The organism is Shewanella sp. MSW (assembly GCF_007636515.1).
Taxonomy (GTDB): Bacteria; Pseudomonadota; Gammaproteobacteria; order Enterobacterales; family Shewanellaceae; genus Shewanella; species Shewanella indica.
The window spans coordinates 37,777-53,595 of the sequence record NZ_LVDR01000004.1; the positions used below are offsets into that span (position 1 = coordinate 37,777).

The following is a 15,819-nucleotide window of genomic DNA, read 5'->3' on the forward strand; positions in this document are numbered from 1 at the left end:
CACCACAGATTTGCAGCCTTGCTGCAACGCCGTGGATTATCCATCATGCCCTCGTCTGGATCAAGGGAAATAACCTCCGTTTGGCCGCGATTGCTTTTAAGTGAACATAAGATAAACAAAAGCTTGTGTTTCTCTTATGGTCAAAGTACCAATAGATGTTTATTCTGTTCGACCAGTTTAGGCCCAATCCCCTTTACCTGAGCCAACTCATCAATGGATTTGAATTTTCCTTGGCTGCTGCGATATTCCACAATCGCTTTGGCCTTGGCCTCTCCTATCCCTTTCAGTAGCTGCAACTCAGATTCCGAGGCAGTATTAATATTGATTTGGTGAACCTGTGCTTGTCCGGCTGGTGACGTTTGTGAAGTTTTGTCTTTAGTGGGCTCTCCGGCGTACAGGGGGAAACTCAGACTGGTTGCAAGTAATAAAGCATAGAATGGTGTTTTCATTGAAGACTCCTTGTCATGGTCATTGAGGCCGAGATCCCTTTCCTTGGCCTAAAAGAAATGTAGACCAGCGCACGGATATTGCCAAATTATTGCAACTAGACATTAGTACAACAGCCTAATGTGACACAGATCACCGTTTCAAACTTTCATTCTCTTTCAGTAATATAAAGGCAACGCCTCTTAGCTAACCGTTTGAAACAAAAAAACGCCCAAAGGCGACAAATTTAAGTGATCCAGCTCTCCAATTTACCAATTTCGTGATAGATTCCTCATACAAATGTATTAGGCAAGGTGGTTAAGTTACCCAATAAAGCCCTTTGCCAAATGTGAGCTATACCCTAAATTGCTTGCCATAAAAACAAGACGAGGAAGTTAACAATGTCTTTAGAACAAACGGAAAGCTTACCCCCTTCGCAGACAGAGAAGAGCACCCAACAACGTAACATGTTGATTTTGGCCGCAGATATCTTGCTGCTTTTTCTATTGCACAATTTTTTACCTTTTGAACCCGGGGTAAATACCGGTCTGTCTATCTTGGTATTTGCCGCTGTGCTCTGGCTTACTGAAGCCATTCATCTGAGTATCACGGCGATACTCATTCCGGTTCTGGCGGTATTTTTCGGTGTGTTTGAAACCAAAGCTGCCATGAGCAACTTTGCTAATCCAATTATCTATTTGTTTTTTGGTGGTTTTGTATTGGCTGCAGCCCTGCACCATCAAAAAATCGATACCCTTATCGCCCAAAAGGTGTTACTGGCTTCCAAGGGTAAACTCAGTATCGCCTGTATGATGCTGTTCGGGGTAACCGCGTTGCTGTCTATGTGGATCAGCAACACAGCCACCGCAGCCATGATGTTGCCTCTGGCGTTGGGAATTTTGCAGCAACTGGATAGAGAGAGCCAGCACAACACCTATGTCTTTATGTTGCTGGGTATCGCTTATTCGGCCAACATTGGTGGCATAGGTACTCTGGTGGGCAGTCCGCCAAACGCCATCGCCGCCGCCCAAGCCGGCTTGAGCTTCAGCGACTGGCTGGAGTTTGGCCTCTTGACCGTGGCTTTGATGTTGCCAACCATGCTGATCGCCCTCTATCTGTATTTCAAACCGGACTTATCGGTGGAATGTAAACTGGATATCGAAGATCAGAAACTGAGTTTTCAGGGAAAACTGACTCTGCTTATTTTCCTGGCCACAGTTTGCTGCTGGATCTTCAGTAAGCCCTTATCAGAGGCGCTCGGTGGTATCAGCCAGTTTGATACCATAGTCGCGCTTTCTGCAGTGGTTTTGCTGGCAGGACTTGGCTTGGTTGGTTGGAAGAAGATAGAAAAAACCACCGACTGGGGTGTACTGATACTGTTTGGCGGCGGTCTAACCCTGAGCGCCGTACTGAAAACCACGGGTACCAGCGTCTTCCTGGCACACTGGATGACAGACATCTTCGGCAGTACCCATATGTCGCTGTTCGTGTTCGCGGTCATTTTCTTTGTGGTGATGCTGACCGAGTTTGCCAGTAACACCGCCAGTGCCGCTCTGCTGGTACCTGTGTTTGCTGCCATAGCCGAAGCATTGGGGCTATCGCCCGTAATGCTGTCAGTGCTCATAGGTATTTCGGCATCCTGCGCCTTTATGCTGCCGGTGGCCACGCCCCCCAACGCCATAGTCTATGGCTCAGGCTACATAAAGCAATCTGAAATGATGCGAGTCGGTGTTATCATCAACTTCATCAGTATGTTGGTGCTCTATATCATAGCCCACACCTTCTGGGGCATTTGATTCTCTAAAGCCCGAAAAACAAGGCGAGCCATGCTCGCCTTGTCTCTTTTAACTGATCACTGTCAGTGCCTGCTCCAGATCAGCTATCAGGTCATCCACATCCTCAAGCCCGGCCGAAATTCGCAGCAGACTGTCACCTATACCGGCTTTAATACGCGCCTCCTGGGTATAGGGTGAATGGGTCATGGACGCCGGATGCTGAATAAGTGACTCACAATCCCCCAGACTCACAGCAATTTTGAACAGTCTCAGTCGATTGACAAAGGCCATGGACTGCTCCAAATCGGCCTTAAGCTCAAACGCCAACACCCCACCGGCCCTACGCATCTGCGAGCCGATAAACTGATGGCCCGGATGGGAAACCAACCCGGGATAATGTACTTTGGCCACGGCTTGATGGGATTCGAGATACTGCGCCAAGCGCTCGGCATTATCGCAATGACGTTCGAGTCGCACCGAGAGGGTTTTCAGGCCTCGCAAAATCAACCAGGCATCGAAAGGCGATAGCACGGCACCAATATCTTTTAGCTGTTGTTGCTTGATGGCCGTTATCGCCGCTTGCGAACCACAGATGATACCGGCAATAACATCGCCATGGCCATTGAGATACTTGGTGGCGCTGTGAACCACAAGATCAATCCCCAACTGCAGAGGCTGCTGCAACAGCGGGGTCATAAAGGTGTTGTCCACTATGCTGGTCAGTTGATGGCGCTTGGCAATAGCGGCTATGGCACAGAGATCATATACGGCCAGATGCGGGTTCACCGGGGTTTCACAGAAAATCACCCGAGTGTTGGGACGAATAGCCGCCTCGACCGCCGCGAGATCGGAAAAGTCCACCAGAGAAACCTCAATACCGAAGCGGGCAAACTGCTCTGTCATCAAAGAAAAAGTACAGCCATAGACGGCCGAGGAAGCCAGCAGATGATCGCCACAGCTCAAGTATCCCAGCAAGGCCGCCGATACCGCCCCCATGCCGGACGCGGCAGCAGCTGCTGCTTCAGCGCCTTCAAGCAACGCCAAACGCCGCTCAAGCTCGGCAACCGTCGGGTTACCCAAGCGGGTGTAGATATAGCCCTCTTCTTCACCGGCAAAGCGGCGACCACCGCTTTGGGCGGTATCAAAACAGAAGGTGGCACTCTGATATAAAGGCGATACCAGTGCCCCGGAAGGCTCGCCAGAGTGGCCGCCATGAATAGCCAGTGTGGCTGAGTGCAGTGCTTTTGGCTGCTTGTGTTGCATGCTTAACTCCCCATGTCAGTCCGACCATCCCTTATATTGTTATTCGGCTTATCGCCCGGGATGATTCAGTTGTCCTGTCACCAACATACTGAGTCAGCAAGACTTGCCCAAATCGGCAAGCAAAAATCATTACTCCTTGGTTGTAAAATCTTTGTTACGTTCGGGTTTCCTCACCAGCACAGAAGCGGAAAAATCCTTTAGCTCCAACAGCAGTTCTTTATGGATCCGCGACAGTTTGGGCTTGCTGGCACTGGAAAATGCCAGCGGCCGACAAAGCGCCATCGCCTGATAGCCAAGTCTCGCCGTCAACAAACCGCCCCCCAGTCCCTGACCGAGCCGCGCCGAAAGCTTGCCGGACATCTCTACCGACAGCAATTGGGTACCCAAGTCGGTGGCAAGCTCTGTGGTGCCGGCATAGAGAATATTGACCAGGATCCCGCGGATCAGCCGAATACGGCTCCAATAACCCAGTTCAACCCCATAACAGCGGGCAATATCCTGGATCATCTTCTGATTACGCCAGAGGATCAGCGCCATATCCAGTACCGCCAGCGGGCTGGCCGCCAGCAATAGGGCCGATTCGGCCGCATAACGGCGCACCAGCTTCATGCCAACCTTGTCACGCTCGGTCAGCACTACCTGATCAAACAGCTGCAACTGCTCGGCGTCATTCTGCTCCGGATTCAGCAGCGACTGCAGCCTGTCCTGCTCCGGCCCCTTGGGCATCTGCTTGCAAATACCATAGATAAAATCGCGCGCTTCGCCCATCTGCATACTGCCGAGCAGGCGTTGCCCGGTTTGCTGGGTATCTTCCACCTGGCGCAGGCGTTTGAGTTTGCGCCATTCCCCGAAACAAAGCTTGCCTACCCAGGCCAGCACCAAAGCGAGCACCAGGCTGTAAAAACCAAACAGCCAAGGGCTGTCGCGCCAGGCATCGATAAGACCCAGCAGTGTCTGCAGCACCACTGCCGCCATCACGCCCAACAGGGCCAAACGCGCCAACCAGGACCAGCGTTTGGGCTTGAGGGAGATGAGTTCATCCGCCTTGGGCTGTGCACTCAGCACTTGTTCCAGTTCGGCTTCTGTGGGGTATTCAACAAAGTCATCGCCTTGGAAATCCTTGGCCGCGGCCAATTCGGCGGCGGATTCCGGCTGATGACTGAAAATTCTCTGTGGCGCCAACTCTGTGGTTTGCGCCTCATCAGCGTGACTGCCGTTGTCGGCAGCATTATCAACACGCTTTTCTGAACTGTGTTTTGCCACGACTTACCTCAACTTGTCGCCCAAAAGAAACTCCAGCAGGTGATCGAGCCGGATATGTTCATAGCCTTGTTCCGGTTGACTGTCGGGCGGCGCAAACTCACAGAAATGAAATCCCTGCCTTTGCCAGAACGCTTTTTCAGGCAAGGCTCTGGGCACCTCGCCCGGATACAGGGTCACCTTCTGTCCATCGCTCATGCGCCGGCCACAGACCACTTCCACCTCCACGCCATCGGCATCTTTGACCATACCGTGACGAGTCGCCTTGATGGCGCTGATGGCCATGGTTTCAACCCGACTGCCGGCAAATCCGGCCTGTTGCCGACTGGGTGCCAACATAGCGCTGAGCAGTGACAACACATTGCCCTGCTGATCCCGGGTCACCTGATCGACTTTACTGGCAGCAAACAGCAGGGTATCTATTCGGGGAGCAAACAAACGTCGCAGCAAATTGGACTGCCCATACTGGAAGCTGGCACTGATGGCATTGAGAGCTTCGGCCATATCTTCAAACTGCGCCTTGCCACGATTAAGGGCGCTGAAGCAATCCACCAGAATTAACTGACGGTCGAAACCGGCAAAATACTCCTGATAGAAGGGCTTGACCACCTTGGCCAGATATTGCTGATATCTGTGCTTGAGCACCTGATAATTACTGCGACGTCCGGCCGATGCCAGTTGCTGCTTGTCTTTGAGTTGCTCGGGTAACAGGGGAAAAAAGGCCAAAAGTGGCGTACCGGCCAGCTCTCCGGGCAGCAACATTCGCCCCGGCTGTGCCTGATAAAACCCCTGTTGATGCACCAGATCCAGCAGTAGTAACCGATAACTTTCGGCAATGGCGGCCAGCGCCTGATCGTCGGCATCGGCGTACAAATCCAGCGTCGCCAGCGCTGCAGCAAATTTAGGGTAAAGAGGCGAGGATTCCAGGGTTGATTGCCGGGCAAAGCGGGTTTCAGACCAGCGGTTAAAGTCCTGGCTCAACATGGGCAAATCCAGCAACCACTCCCCGGGATAATCGACTATGTCCAGATGCAGCTTGGCGCTGTCGGCCAATTTTGCCAACATCCCTTTGGTAGGCACATATTTGAGCGTCAGCCGCAGCTCACTGATGCTGCGGGTCGATGCCGGCCAACTGGGCCTGGCCGCGGTCAAACTGGCAATCGCCGCATCAAAATCAAAACTGGCTATGGTCAAATCCGGCTGCAGCTCCCGCCTTACCCCGAGTAACCGTCCGTCGCGGCACACCTGAAATAGGGGTAAGCCCCTGCCATCAGGCTCGGTGCCTGCGCGCAACAGTCTATCCACCAGCGCGGTAATGAAGGCCGTCTTGCCGGCGCCGGAAAGGCCGGTAACCGCCAACCTAAGATGCCTGTCTGTGGTGCGCTGTGCCAACTCACGAGTTTTGTGTTTGAGTTTGCCGAACTCTTGCCTGACGCTTGCCATAATTCTCCTGATACAAACAAACGGGGCGGTAAGCACCGCCCCTTGAACAAGGATTTATAGGTTGTTGAACTGTCTTTTCAACTCGAATTGCTCAGAGGTGACATGTTGTTCGAGTGCCCTGAGCCTATGCTCCAGCGATTGAAAGCGATTGCTTACATCTCTGAGCGCTTGCCCGGCGGGTTCCCCGGCTTGCCAGACCTTTTTCTTGACCCCAATGTCCTTATGGGTGTCTTTGGCTGTCCAAGGTTTGACATCCAGTATCATCCACAGCACCAGATAGGTGATAATCACCATTCCATAGCCACCGAGTAAAAGGATTGAAACCGTAGCGACCCGAACCAACCAAGGTTCCAGATTAAAGTACTCGGCTACCCCGGCACAGACCCCGGCTATCTTCCTTTGCTGGGGAATGCGGTAAAGAGTACGCTTGCCTGATTCAGTCATGACGTTGCCTCCATTCCGGGGACTCGGCATCCAGGATGGCTTCCAGTGTTTCAATCCTTTGGCCCATCTTGTCAGCTGTGTCTATCAAGTCGTTAAGCTGTTTGAACTCTGCCTCGGTAAGCCCCTGGCTCACCTGACGTTTACTGCGGTAATGCAGAATCAACCAGATTGGCGCCACAAAGATCATGAAGATAATCAGGGGTGCCAGCAGTAAGTCCATATCCATAAATCACCTCTGAGTCTGTATTATTTTTTGGTTTTGGCGCTATCGCCTTTCACCTTGGCCTTCAAGGCTTCCAGCTCGGCGCTGACAGAATCTTCGGCCTTGAGTGCCGCAAATTCCTCTTCCAGACTGGACTTCTTGCCACCCAGATCATAGGACTCAACTTCAGCCTCCAGACCTTCGATGCGACGCTCATACTGTTCAAACTTGAGCATGGCATTGTCGATTTTGCTGGAATCCAGCTGCTTTTTCACTTCCAGGCGTGAAGAAGCGGTTTGCTTGCGCATTATGATGGTCTTCTGGCGAGCCTTGGCATCGGCCAGCTTTTCCTGCAGTTGACCCACTTCCTCTTTCAGGCGGGCGATATGCTCTTCAACTACCTCGAGCTCTTGCTCCAGGGTTTGCGCCAGCGCTGCGGCTTTTTGCTTTTCAACCAGCGCGGCCTTGGCCAGATCTTCCCTGTCCTTGGTCAGTGCCAGCTCGGCCTTTTCCTGCCAATCCTGCACCTGAAGTTGCACTTTGCCAATACGGCGGAGTAACTCTTTCTTCTCTGCCAATACTTTAGCCGAAGTAGAACGTACTTCAACCAGGGTATCTTCCATTTCCTGAATGATCAGGCGCACCATTTTTTCCGGATCTTCTGCCTTGTCCAGCAAGGCACTGATGTTGGCATTAATGATGTCGGCAAAACGTGTGAAAATTCCCATAATCCTGTCCTCTACATTTATTGTGGGTCTCGACTCTTGTAATACAGATCCCGTGCCAACTTTTAATTTATCAATAATATCAATGGCATAATATAAAACTTAACTTTTACTTTATTTATTTAACCTACCCGCATATTATGATTTTCACCAATTATTAGCGTTTAAGACTAACTGTTATCGTGGCCAATCCCTATCAACAAGACAATCTTATCGGTCAATCCAATGCCCTGTTGGAGGTGTTGGAGCACGTTTCCCAAATCGCACCTCTGTCCAAACCTGTGCTTATCATAGGCGAGCGGGGGACGGGTAAAGAGCTGATCGCCGAACGTCTACACTATCTTTCCCAGCGCTGGGATCAGAGTTTTATCAAACTCAATTGTTCCTCTCTGAGTGAAAATCTACTGGAAAGTGAACTGTTTGGCCATGAGTCCGGCGCATTTACCGGCGCCAAGGGGCGTCATGAAGGCCGCTTCGAGCGCGCCGACGGCGGCACCCTGTTTCTCGATGAACTGGCCAATACGTCCGGCCTCATTCAGGAGAAGCTGCTGCGGGTCATTGAATATGGCGAATATGAAAGGGTGGGCGGCAGTAAAACCCTCAATGCCGATGTTCGACTTATTTGCGCCGCCAATGAAGACTTACCCAGTCTGGCGGAAGCCGGCGAGTTTCGAGCCGATCTGCTCGACCGTTTGGCGTTCGATGTGATCACCCTGCCGCCGCTGCGCTGCCGCCGGGAAGATATTCTGCCATTGGCCGAATACTTTGCCGTGGGGATGGCGCGTCAGCTCAAGCTGGAGCTGTTTACCGGTTTTGCCGCCGAAGCCGTGGCGACCATGATGGATCACAGCTGGCCGGGTAATATTCGGGAGCTGAAAAACGCCATAGAGCGCAGCGTCTATCGCCATGGTCATAACCCCGAACCGATTGAGAACATAGTGCTCGACCCTTTTGCCTCGCCCTACCGGCCCACCAAGCGGGTCAAGACCCATAGTCGCCAGCTGGTGACCGCTGAAGTTGACAATGAAGTCCTTAACGGCAGTGCCGCCGCAGCGACAAACGATAGCCCGGAACCTTCGGCAAACCAGATACAGTTCCCGGTGGACTTCAAACAGTGCTGTGAAGACTTCGAGACCGACCTGATTCAACGTGCGCTCAGTGCCAGCCAGTTCAATCAAAAGAAAACCGCCGAACTACTGGGACTTAGCTACCATCAGCTCAGAGGCATACTGAAAAAATACAATTTGCTCGATAAGGCATAAGCCGATTGCCCAGGTAACGGCTGCACTGCTAAAATGTTCGGTCAACATCTGAATAACTAACGATTTTGCAATGAATCTGCTGACGTTACGCCCCGGGCGAAGCTCTGAAGCAATAGCGCAAGTCTCCAGGAGCAAGCTCTACGGAGATCTTGTGGCAGGGCGATTATTCCGCTCATGCCGGCGCCTGAAGCTGACCGGGAGCATATTGACCGGCCTGGCTCTGACAATGCTGCTTGGCGGCTGTGGTCAACAGAAAGTGCCCTCCGGCCTGGTATACTGCTCCGAGGGCAATCCCGAGTCCTTCAACCCACAGCTGGTGACCTCAGGAACCACTATCGATGCCACCTCGCACCAGATTTACAGTCGCTTGGTGGATTATGATCCCGAGAACGGCGATATCACCCCGGCACTGGCAACCGAGTGGCAAATAAGCGAAGATGGGCTCAGTTATGAGTTTGAGTTGCGCCAGGGTACCCGGTTTCACGAGCAGCCCTACTTTCACCCCAGTCGGCCTTTTAACGCCGATGATGTACTATTCAGTTTCAATCGCATCATAGACAAACAGCACCCTTTCCACGACGTGGCCCAAGGCGGTTACCCCTTTTTCCAAAGTATAGGCTTTGCCGGGCTGATAAAATCCATCAGCAAACTGAGCGAATACAGAGTCAGATTTGAACTCACCCAGCCCGATGCCTCATTCCTGTCCAACCTGGCCACCGACTTTGCGGTGATCCTTTCCAAAGAATATGCCGATCAGCTTCTCGCCCAAGGCAGCCCGCAGCAATTGGATAACCAGCCGGTTGGGACAGGCCCCTTTATGCTGGTGCAGTATGTTAAGAATGAATATATCCGTTATCGACGCCACCCAGGTTACTGGGGCAATATGCCGCAGTCTGAAATGTTGGTGTTCGATATCACGCCGCGAAGTACCACCCGCCTGGCCAAGCTGATCACCGGCGATTGCAGCGTCTCGGCCTTGCCCAAGGCCGGTGAGTTGCCGGTGATTGAGCAGCACGACAACCTGGTTTTGGAGAGTCGCCCCGGAATGAACGTGGCCTATTGGGCCTTCAATACCCAAAAGCCGCCATTCAACGATGTCAGGGTCAGACGGGCGCTGGCTTACGCCATCGACAAGCAAAACCTGCTAAGGGCCGTTTATCAGGACACCGCCGTCGAGGCAACCGGTATACTGCCGCCCTCTTCCTGGGCTTATTCCGACTCGGCCAAGAGTTATGACTATGCCCCGGACAAAGCCAGGGCGCTGCTGGACGCAGCCGGCATAGAGAAACTGGAACTGGATATCTGGGCTATGCCTGTGGCACGAATTTACAACCCCAATGCGCTGAAGACCGCCGAGCTGATCCAGGCCGATTTGGCGACCATAGGTGTCAAGGTCAATATCGTCAACTACGATTGGAGTGTCTTTACCCAAAAACTGGCACGCAGTGACTATGACTCGGTACTCATCGGCTGGAACGCCGACAACAGCGATCCGGATAACTTCTTCACCCCCTTGCTCAGTTGTGGCTCCATCGCCTCCAACAACAACCGTTCCCGCTGGTGTAACCCCAGATTTGACGCCCTGCTCAACCAGGCCAGACGCGTGACAGACAGAGAAAGTCGCAGTTTGTTGTACCGCCAGGCCGAGGCGATTCTGGCACAAGATATGCCGCTGGTCAGCCTGGCACATGCCAAACGTATGGCGCTAAAAAATGCCAGTGTAACCGAAACCAGCCTAACGCCTTTTGGCGGCATCGCCTTTGCCAATATAGGCCACAGCAATAAAGCGGCAGCAGATGCCCCAATGCCGCCCGCCAAGGATCAAGAATGATGGCTGCTTACCTATTGCGCAGACTCAACCTCTTTGTCGCCACCTCTCTGTTGCTGATTGGTGTACTCTTCTATGCCACCAGTTTGTTTCCGGTTGACCGCATTTACGCCCTGACCGGGATCCAGGCACCGAGTGATACCCAGGAGGCGCAAATCATCGCCGATTATCATCTTGATGGCGGCTCTTTGGCCCAGTTTATGGGGTATTTAACCCAGAGACTCAGTGGCGATCTCGGTATTTCGGTGACCTCTCAAAGGCCGGTAGCAGAAGAGCTGTTGGCGGTACTGCCGGCCTCTTTCGAGCTGGCAACTGTATCCGGTTTATTTGCCATCATCTTCGGGGTACCGCTCGGAGTGCTGGCCTCGCTGAGTAAACAGAAACTGACCCAAAATGCCATCATGGCGGTAACACTGACAGGTTACTCGATTCCGGTATTTTGGCTCGGGCTGTCCCTATCACTTTGGTTCGGGGTCAGGCTGGGTTGGCTACCAATTTCAGGGCAGATAAACCTGCTCTATGAAATAAAGCCTGTGACTGGCTTTATGCTGATAGATACCCTGCTGTCCGACTCGCAATATCGCTTATCCGCCTTTAAGGATGCCGCCTTGCACATAATCCTGCCGGCGCTGACCTTGTCTGTGTTGCCCTTTACCGTGGTGGTACGTATTACCCGCTCGGCGATGATGAATGTGATGAACCAGACCTATATCCGCGCCGCCGAAGCAAGAGGCCTGCCAACCAGTAAAATCGTATTGCGCCACGCCCTGCCCAACGCCTTGATCCCCCTGCTCAAACACTTGGGACTTATGCTGGGGCCATTTGCCAGTTATGCCATAGTGGTGGAAGTGATCTTCAGTTGGCCCGGGGTAGGCTCCTGGCTGGTATCTGGTATCTATCAGCGGGATTACACTGTGATCCAGGGCGGCACACTGGCGGTGGCGCTGCTGATTATCTTTCTGAGCATTTTGATTGAAGTGCTGCACACGGCCACCAATCCGCTCAGCAGGAAGGAACTCTATGCCTCAAATTAAGATTTATCAGGAAGACGATATTCCATCCCCCAGCCTCAAGCTCTGGCGTACCTTTGCCGCCAATCCTTTTGCGCTTGCCGGGCTTTGGGGCGTGCTCTGTCTGCTGATCCTGACAATGTTCGGGCCCATGATGGCCCCCTACCCGGCCGATTTTCAAGATCCCAATGCCCTGTTACTACCGCCATCCTGGGACGATCTCGGCACGGTTGAGCACTTTCTCGGTACAGATGATCTCGGCCGGGATATCTTTTCCCGCCTGCTACACGGCACCAGCTATACCTTCGGCATGGCACTGGCAATTGTCGCCACCGCGCTCCTGGTCGGATTTATCATAGGTTCATTCTCGGGGATGATGCGCGGCCTCAAGTCCAGTATCCTAGGGCACCTACTTGATGCCTTGCTGTCGATTCCATCACTCTTGATGGCTATTCTGGTGGTCGCGGTAATGGGCCCCGGGCTGATGAACGTATTCTGGGCCGTGGGGATTGCACTCACCCCTCAGTTTGTGCGCGCCATACATCAGGCCGTGCATGAAGAGTTACAAAAAGAGTATGTCACCGCCGCCAAGTTGGATGGCGCAAACGGTCTACAGATATTCTGGTTTGTGATTATGCCCAATGTCTGGGAGACTGTGATTATTCAAACAACGCTGGCAATTTCAGCGGCCATTTTGGATATCGCCGCGCTGGGATTTCTCAACCTCGGCGCCCAGGCACCCAAATCCGAATGGGGCGCCATGGTATTCCAGGGACTGGATAATCTGCTGACCGCCCCCTGGACTGTGACCATTCCGGGAGCCGCTATCCTGTTGAGTGTGTTGGCCGTCAACCTGGTTGGCGATGGACTGAGATCGGCGCTTGCGCCCATCAGAAACTGATTATGCCGTTACTCGATATACGAAATCTCACCATAGAACTGGACACGCCTCAGGGACGAGTCAAGGCGCTGGAAAAAGTCAGCCTGACGGTCAATGCCGGTGAAATCCATGGTCTGGTCGGTGAATCCGGCTCGGGCCGTTCTCTTATGGCACGGGCCATTCTCGGGATCCCCGGCCCCAACTGGACTGTCACCGCCGATCGCATGATGTGGGATGGCCGCAACCTGATGGAGATGACCCAGTCGGAGCGGCGCAGCCTTATGGGCTCTGATATGTCGATGATATTTCAGGACCCCTCCGGCAGCTTTGACCCGGCACTCACTGTGGGCAGCCAATTGATTGAAGCCATGCCGTTAAATAGGCAGATACCTTTCTTTCGCCGCGGTAAAGAGCGACGCCTCACTGCCCAGAAATGGCTGCACAAGGTGGGAGTCAAGGAACCGCGGCGGGTGCTGGGCAGCTATGCCTGGGAGCTCTCCGAAGGTGAATGCCAGAAAGTGATGATCGCCATGGCGCTGGCCAACCGTCCCAAGCTGTTAATTGCCGATGAACCCACGGCTTCGATGGAACCCAGTACCCAGGCGCAGATATTCCGCCTGTTGACCCAGCTCAATCAGTTGCAGAACGTCGCCATCTTGCTGATCAGCCACGAGTTGGACACACTGTCGAACTGGTGTAACCGGCTAACAGTGCTCTACAGCGGCCAGGTGATGGAATCCGGACCTACCGCAGAGCTACTTGAACAGCCTTATCATCCCTATACCAAGGCGATGTTGGACAATATGCCGGACTACTCCGGTCCTGCAGCCCACAAAACACTGATGCCGACTCTGCCGGGCTCGGTACCGGCGCTGCAACATCTGCCGATAGGCTGTCGCCTGGGGCCTCGCTGTCCGGAAGCCCGTAAACAATGTGTGGTGCAACCGCAGCTGAGCCATCATAAAGACAGATACTACGCCTGCCATTTCCCCTACCAGAGTGAGCCTATTGATGACGACTCCCTTGCTTAAAGTCACGGACCTGAGCAAACGCTATTTCAGCGGTTACAAGGGCTTTCGCCGCCAATATACTGAGGCCTTGGCGCCCATTTCTTTCGAACTCAACAGTGGCGAAACCCTGGCTATTGCCGGTGAAGCCGGCTCAGGCAAGAGTACTTTGGCCCGCATTTTGGTCGGCGCCGAGTATCGCAGCGGCGGAGAAATTCTGTTCAATGGCGAGCCTCTCGACAGCCATGATCTGAAACACCGCTGCAGACTTATCCGGATGATATTCCAGGATCCCAACACCTCACTCAACCCAAGGCTAACCATAGGGGAACTGCTCAATGAGCCGCTGAGGTTCAATACCCGGCTGTCGGCCCATGCCCGTAGCGAGCAGGTGGTTGAGACTTTACGTAAAGTGGGCTTGCTGCCGGAACATGTGGAGTTTTACCCCCACATGATTTCCGAAGGCCAGAAGCAGCGGGTGGCGGTGGCTAGAGCCTTGATGCTCAACCCAAGGATCATTATCGCCGATGAAGCTCTGACAGCCCTGGATCTCTCGGTGCGGGCCCAGATCCTCAACCTGCTGCTCAAGCTGCAAAAAGAGATGGGGCTTTCCTATATATTTGTGTCCCACAATCTCAATGTTATTCGTCATGTCAGCGACAAGATCATGGTGCTACACAAGGGCGTAATGGTGGAAAAGGCCGCCACCGAGACCCTGTTCAATGATCCGCAACACGAATACACCCAAAGATTGTTGCAGGAGCAGGCACAATTGACCCGCAAGCGTTGAGAATAAGTCAAACTGCTCCAACCACTACCCTGTTGGCAGGCTTTTTGAAAAAATCAGTACCAATTCAAGTTGAAATACTTATCCTAATGACAGTTTTCGGAAGAAGAAGCTAAGACATGATTATTAAACCTAAAATTCGTGGTTTCATTTGTACCACTACTCACCCTCTGGGCTGTGAAGCCAACGTGCTGGAACAGATCAACACCACCAAGGCCAAAGGCAAGATAGCCAATGGCCCCAAGAAAGTACTGGTGGTAGGTTCTTCCAGTGGTTATGGTCTCTCCTCCCGTATTGCCGCCGCCTTTGGTTCCGACGCTGCCACTATCGGGGTCTTTTTTGAGAAACCCGGCACTGAGACCAAACCCGGCACAGCCGGTTGGTACAACTCGGCGGCGTTTGACAAGTTTGCCAAGGCTGAAGGCCTGTATTCCAAAAGCATCAACTGTGATGCCTTCAGCCATGAAGCCAAAGCCAAGGTAATTGAGCTAATCAAGGCCGATCTGGGCCAGATAGACATGATAGTTTATTCACTGGCCTCACCCGTGCGTAAACTGCCTGACAGCGGAGAAGTGATCCGCTCGGCCCTCAAGCCTATCGGCGAGTCATATCGCTCTACCGCGGTAGATACCAACAAAGACACCATCATTGAAGCCTCGGTTGAGCCGGCCACAGAGCAGGAAATCAACGACACTGTTACTGTGATGGGGGGGCAGGATTGGGAACTGTGGGTAGATGCCCTCGACAAGGCCGGTGTGCTGGCTGATGGCTGCAAAACAGTTGCTTACAGCTATATAGGTACAGAGCTGACCTGGCCTATCTACTGGCACGGCGCTCTGGGTAAAGCCAAGATGGATCTCGACCGCGCCGCCAGTGAGCTAAACCAAAGACTGGCCGCCAAGGGTGGCAGCGCCAATGTCGCTGTGCTCAAGAGTGTGATCACTCAGGCCAGTTCGGCTATTCCGGTAATGCCACTGTATATCGCCATGGTATTCAAGAAGATGCGCGAAGAAGGCCTGCATGAAGGCTGCATGGAACAGATTTACCGTATGTTCAGTGAGCGCCTTTACAAGGCAGATGGCAGTAAACCAGAAGTAGATGATGCCAACCGCCTGCGCCTGGACGATTGGGAACTGAGAGAAGACATCCAGCAGCATTGCCGTGATCTCTGGCCACAAATCACCACAGAAAACCTCAGTGAGCTGACCGATTACCGTGAGTACAAGGCCGAATTCCTTAAGCTGTTTGGCTTTGGTATCGAAGGCATAGACTATGATGCCGACGTTAATCCAGCCGTTGAGTTTGACGTGATTGAACTCTAAATTGAAACAATAACGCTGACCGAAAAACGCCGCTATCAAGCGGCGTTTTCTTTTACCACCACAAGTAAAGGGTAAATTATAAGCTTTCAGGCGATGAATCGACTGTGGGCATTTTACCTATGGTTGCAGAATCAGCGCTTGGAGCCCAAATTTGTCGCTTAGGCATCCATCTTGAAGACGATTGA

Annotated in this window: 15 protein-coding genes; 8 read left to right on the forward strand and 7 right to left on the reverse strand. The window is 52.9% G+C overall.

Annotated features, from left to right (window positions below):
- Positions 1 to 140 precede the first annotated feature (140 nt).
- Positions 141 to 449 (reverse strand): ComEA family DNA-binding protein, encoded by a 309-nt coding sequence (locus tag AYI96_RS05000; RefSeq protein WP_039033902.1) that lies wholly within the window; start codon positions 447 to 449, stop codon positions 141 to 143.
- 378 nt (positions 450 to 827) lie between these two features.
- On the opposite strand from AYI96_RS05000, the gene AYI96_RS05005 reads away from it, so the two are divergent.
- The gene (locus tag AYI96_RS05005; RefSeq protein ID WP_039033901.1) at positions 828 to 2,222 is read left to right on the forward strand and encodes a DASS family sodium-coupled anion symporter; all 1,395 of its coding nucleotides are present in this window, start codon (positions 828 to 830) and stop codon (positions 2,220 to 2,222) included.
- 48 nt (positions 2,223 to 2,270) lie between these two features.
- Here the strand turns inward: AYI96_RS05005 and AYI96_RS05010 are convergent, their stop codons facing one another.
- The 6 genes from AYI96_RS05010 to pspA all read right to left on the reverse strand — a co-directional run bounded on the left by AYI96_RS05010 (position 2,271) and on the right by pspA (position 7,541).
- Positions 2,271 to 3,464, reverse strand: a complete 1,194-nt coding sequence (locus AYI96_RS05010; protein ID WP_039033900.1) for a trans-sulfuration enzyme family protein — start codon at positions 3,462 to 3,464, stop codon at positions 2,271 to 2,273.
- A 129-nt stretch (positions 3,465 to 3,593) separates the two neighbouring features.
- Positions 3,594 to 4,727: a TIGR01620 family protein gene (locus tag AYI96_RS05015; RefSeq protein ID WP_144361118.1), complete on the reverse strand. Its 1,134-nt coding sequence runs from the start codon at positions 4,725 to 4,727 to the stop codon at positions 3,594 to 3,596.
- A gap of 3 nt (positions 4,728 to 4,730) precedes the next feature.
- On the reverse strand, positions 4,731 to 6,167 hold the full coding sequence (locus AYI96_RS05020; RefSeq protein WP_144361119.1) for a YcjX family protein: 1,437 nt from the start codon (positions 6,165 to 6,167) through the stop codon (positions 4,731 to 4,733).
- 54 nt (positions 6,168 to 6,221) lie between these two features.
- A complete protein-coding gene (gene pspC, locus AYI96_RS05025; RefSeq protein ID WP_039033898.1) occupies positions 6,222 to 6,611 on the reverse strand; it encodes an envelope stress response membrane protein PspC in 390 nt (129 codons plus the stop codon).
- On the reverse strand, positions 6,604 to 6,837 hold the full coding sequence (pspB, locus tag AYI96_RS05030; protein ID WP_025011223.1) for an envelope stress response membrane protein PspB: 234 nt from the start codon (positions 6,835 to 6,837) through the stop codon (positions 6,604 to 6,606). Before pspB ends, pspC begins: the two co-directional genes overlap by 8 nt.
- 20 nt (positions 6,838 to 6,857) lie before the next feature.
- On the reverse strand, positions 6,858 to 7,541 hold the full coding sequence (pspA, locus tag AYI96_RS05035; RefSeq protein ID WP_039033897.1) for a phage shock protein PspA: 684 nt from the start codon (positions 7,539 to 7,541) through the stop codon (positions 6,858 to 6,860).
- A gap of 179 nt (positions 7,542 to 7,720) precedes the next feature.
- Here pspA and pspF point away from each other — a divergent pair, with 179 nt between their 5' ends.
- The 7 genes from pspF (at position 7,721) to fabV (ending at position 15,634) form a co-directional block, all read left to right on the forward strand.
- Positions 7,721 to 8,800 (forward strand): phage shock protein operon transcriptional activator, encoded by a 1,080-nt coding sequence (gene pspF / locus AYI96_RS05040; RefSeq protein WP_144361120.1) that lies wholly within the window; start codon positions 7,721 to 7,723, stop codon positions 8,798 to 8,800.
- Positions 8,801 to 9,026: 226 nt separating this feature from the next.
- Complete coding sequence (locus tag AYI96_RS05045) at positions 9,027 to 10,631, forward strand: ABC transporter substrate-binding protein (RefSeq protein ID WP_226683883.1); 1,605 nt, start codon at positions 9,027 to 9,029, stop codon at positions 10,629 to 10,631.
- Positions 10,631 to 11,662 (forward strand): ABC transporter permease, encoded by a 1,032-nt coding sequence (locus tag AYI96_RS05050; protein WP_039033913.1) that lies wholly within the window; start codon positions 10,631 to 10,633, stop codon positions 11,660 to 11,662. Before AYI96_RS05045 ends, AYI96_RS05050 begins: the two co-directional genes overlap by 1 nt.
- Positions 11,649 to 12,539: an ABC transporter permease subunit gene (locus AYI96_RS05055; protein ID WP_039033894.1), complete on the forward strand. Its 891-nt coding sequence runs from the start codon at positions 11,649 to 11,651 to the stop codon at positions 12,537 to 12,539. Before AYI96_RS05050 ends, AYI96_RS05055 begins: the two co-directional genes overlap by 14 nt.
- A 2-nt stretch (positions 12,540 to 12,541) precedes the next feature.
- Positions 12,542 to 13,549, forward strand: coding sequence for an oligopeptide/dipeptide ABC transporter ATP-binding protein (locus tag AYI96_RS05060; RefSeq protein ID WP_039033893.1), 1,008 nt, complete (start codon positions 12,542 to 12,544; stop codon positions 13,547 to 13,549).
- Positions 13,530 to 14,315, forward strand: coding sequence for an ATP-binding cassette domain-containing protein (locus tag AYI96_RS05065; RefSeq protein ID WP_039033892.1), 786 nt, complete (start codon positions 13,530 to 13,532; stop codon positions 14,313 to 14,315). Before AYI96_RS05060 ends, AYI96_RS05065 begins: the two co-directional genes overlap by 20 nt.
- Positions 14,316 to 14,431: 116 nt before the next feature.
- On the forward strand, positions 14,432 to 15,634 hold the full coding sequence (gene fabV / locus AYI96_RS05070) for an enoyl-ACP reductase FabV (RefSeq protein ID WP_039033891.1): 1,203 nt from the start codon (positions 14,432 to 14,434) through the stop codon (positions 15,632 to 15,634).
- The last annotated feature ends 185 nt before the right edge of the window (positions 15,635 to 15,819 follow it).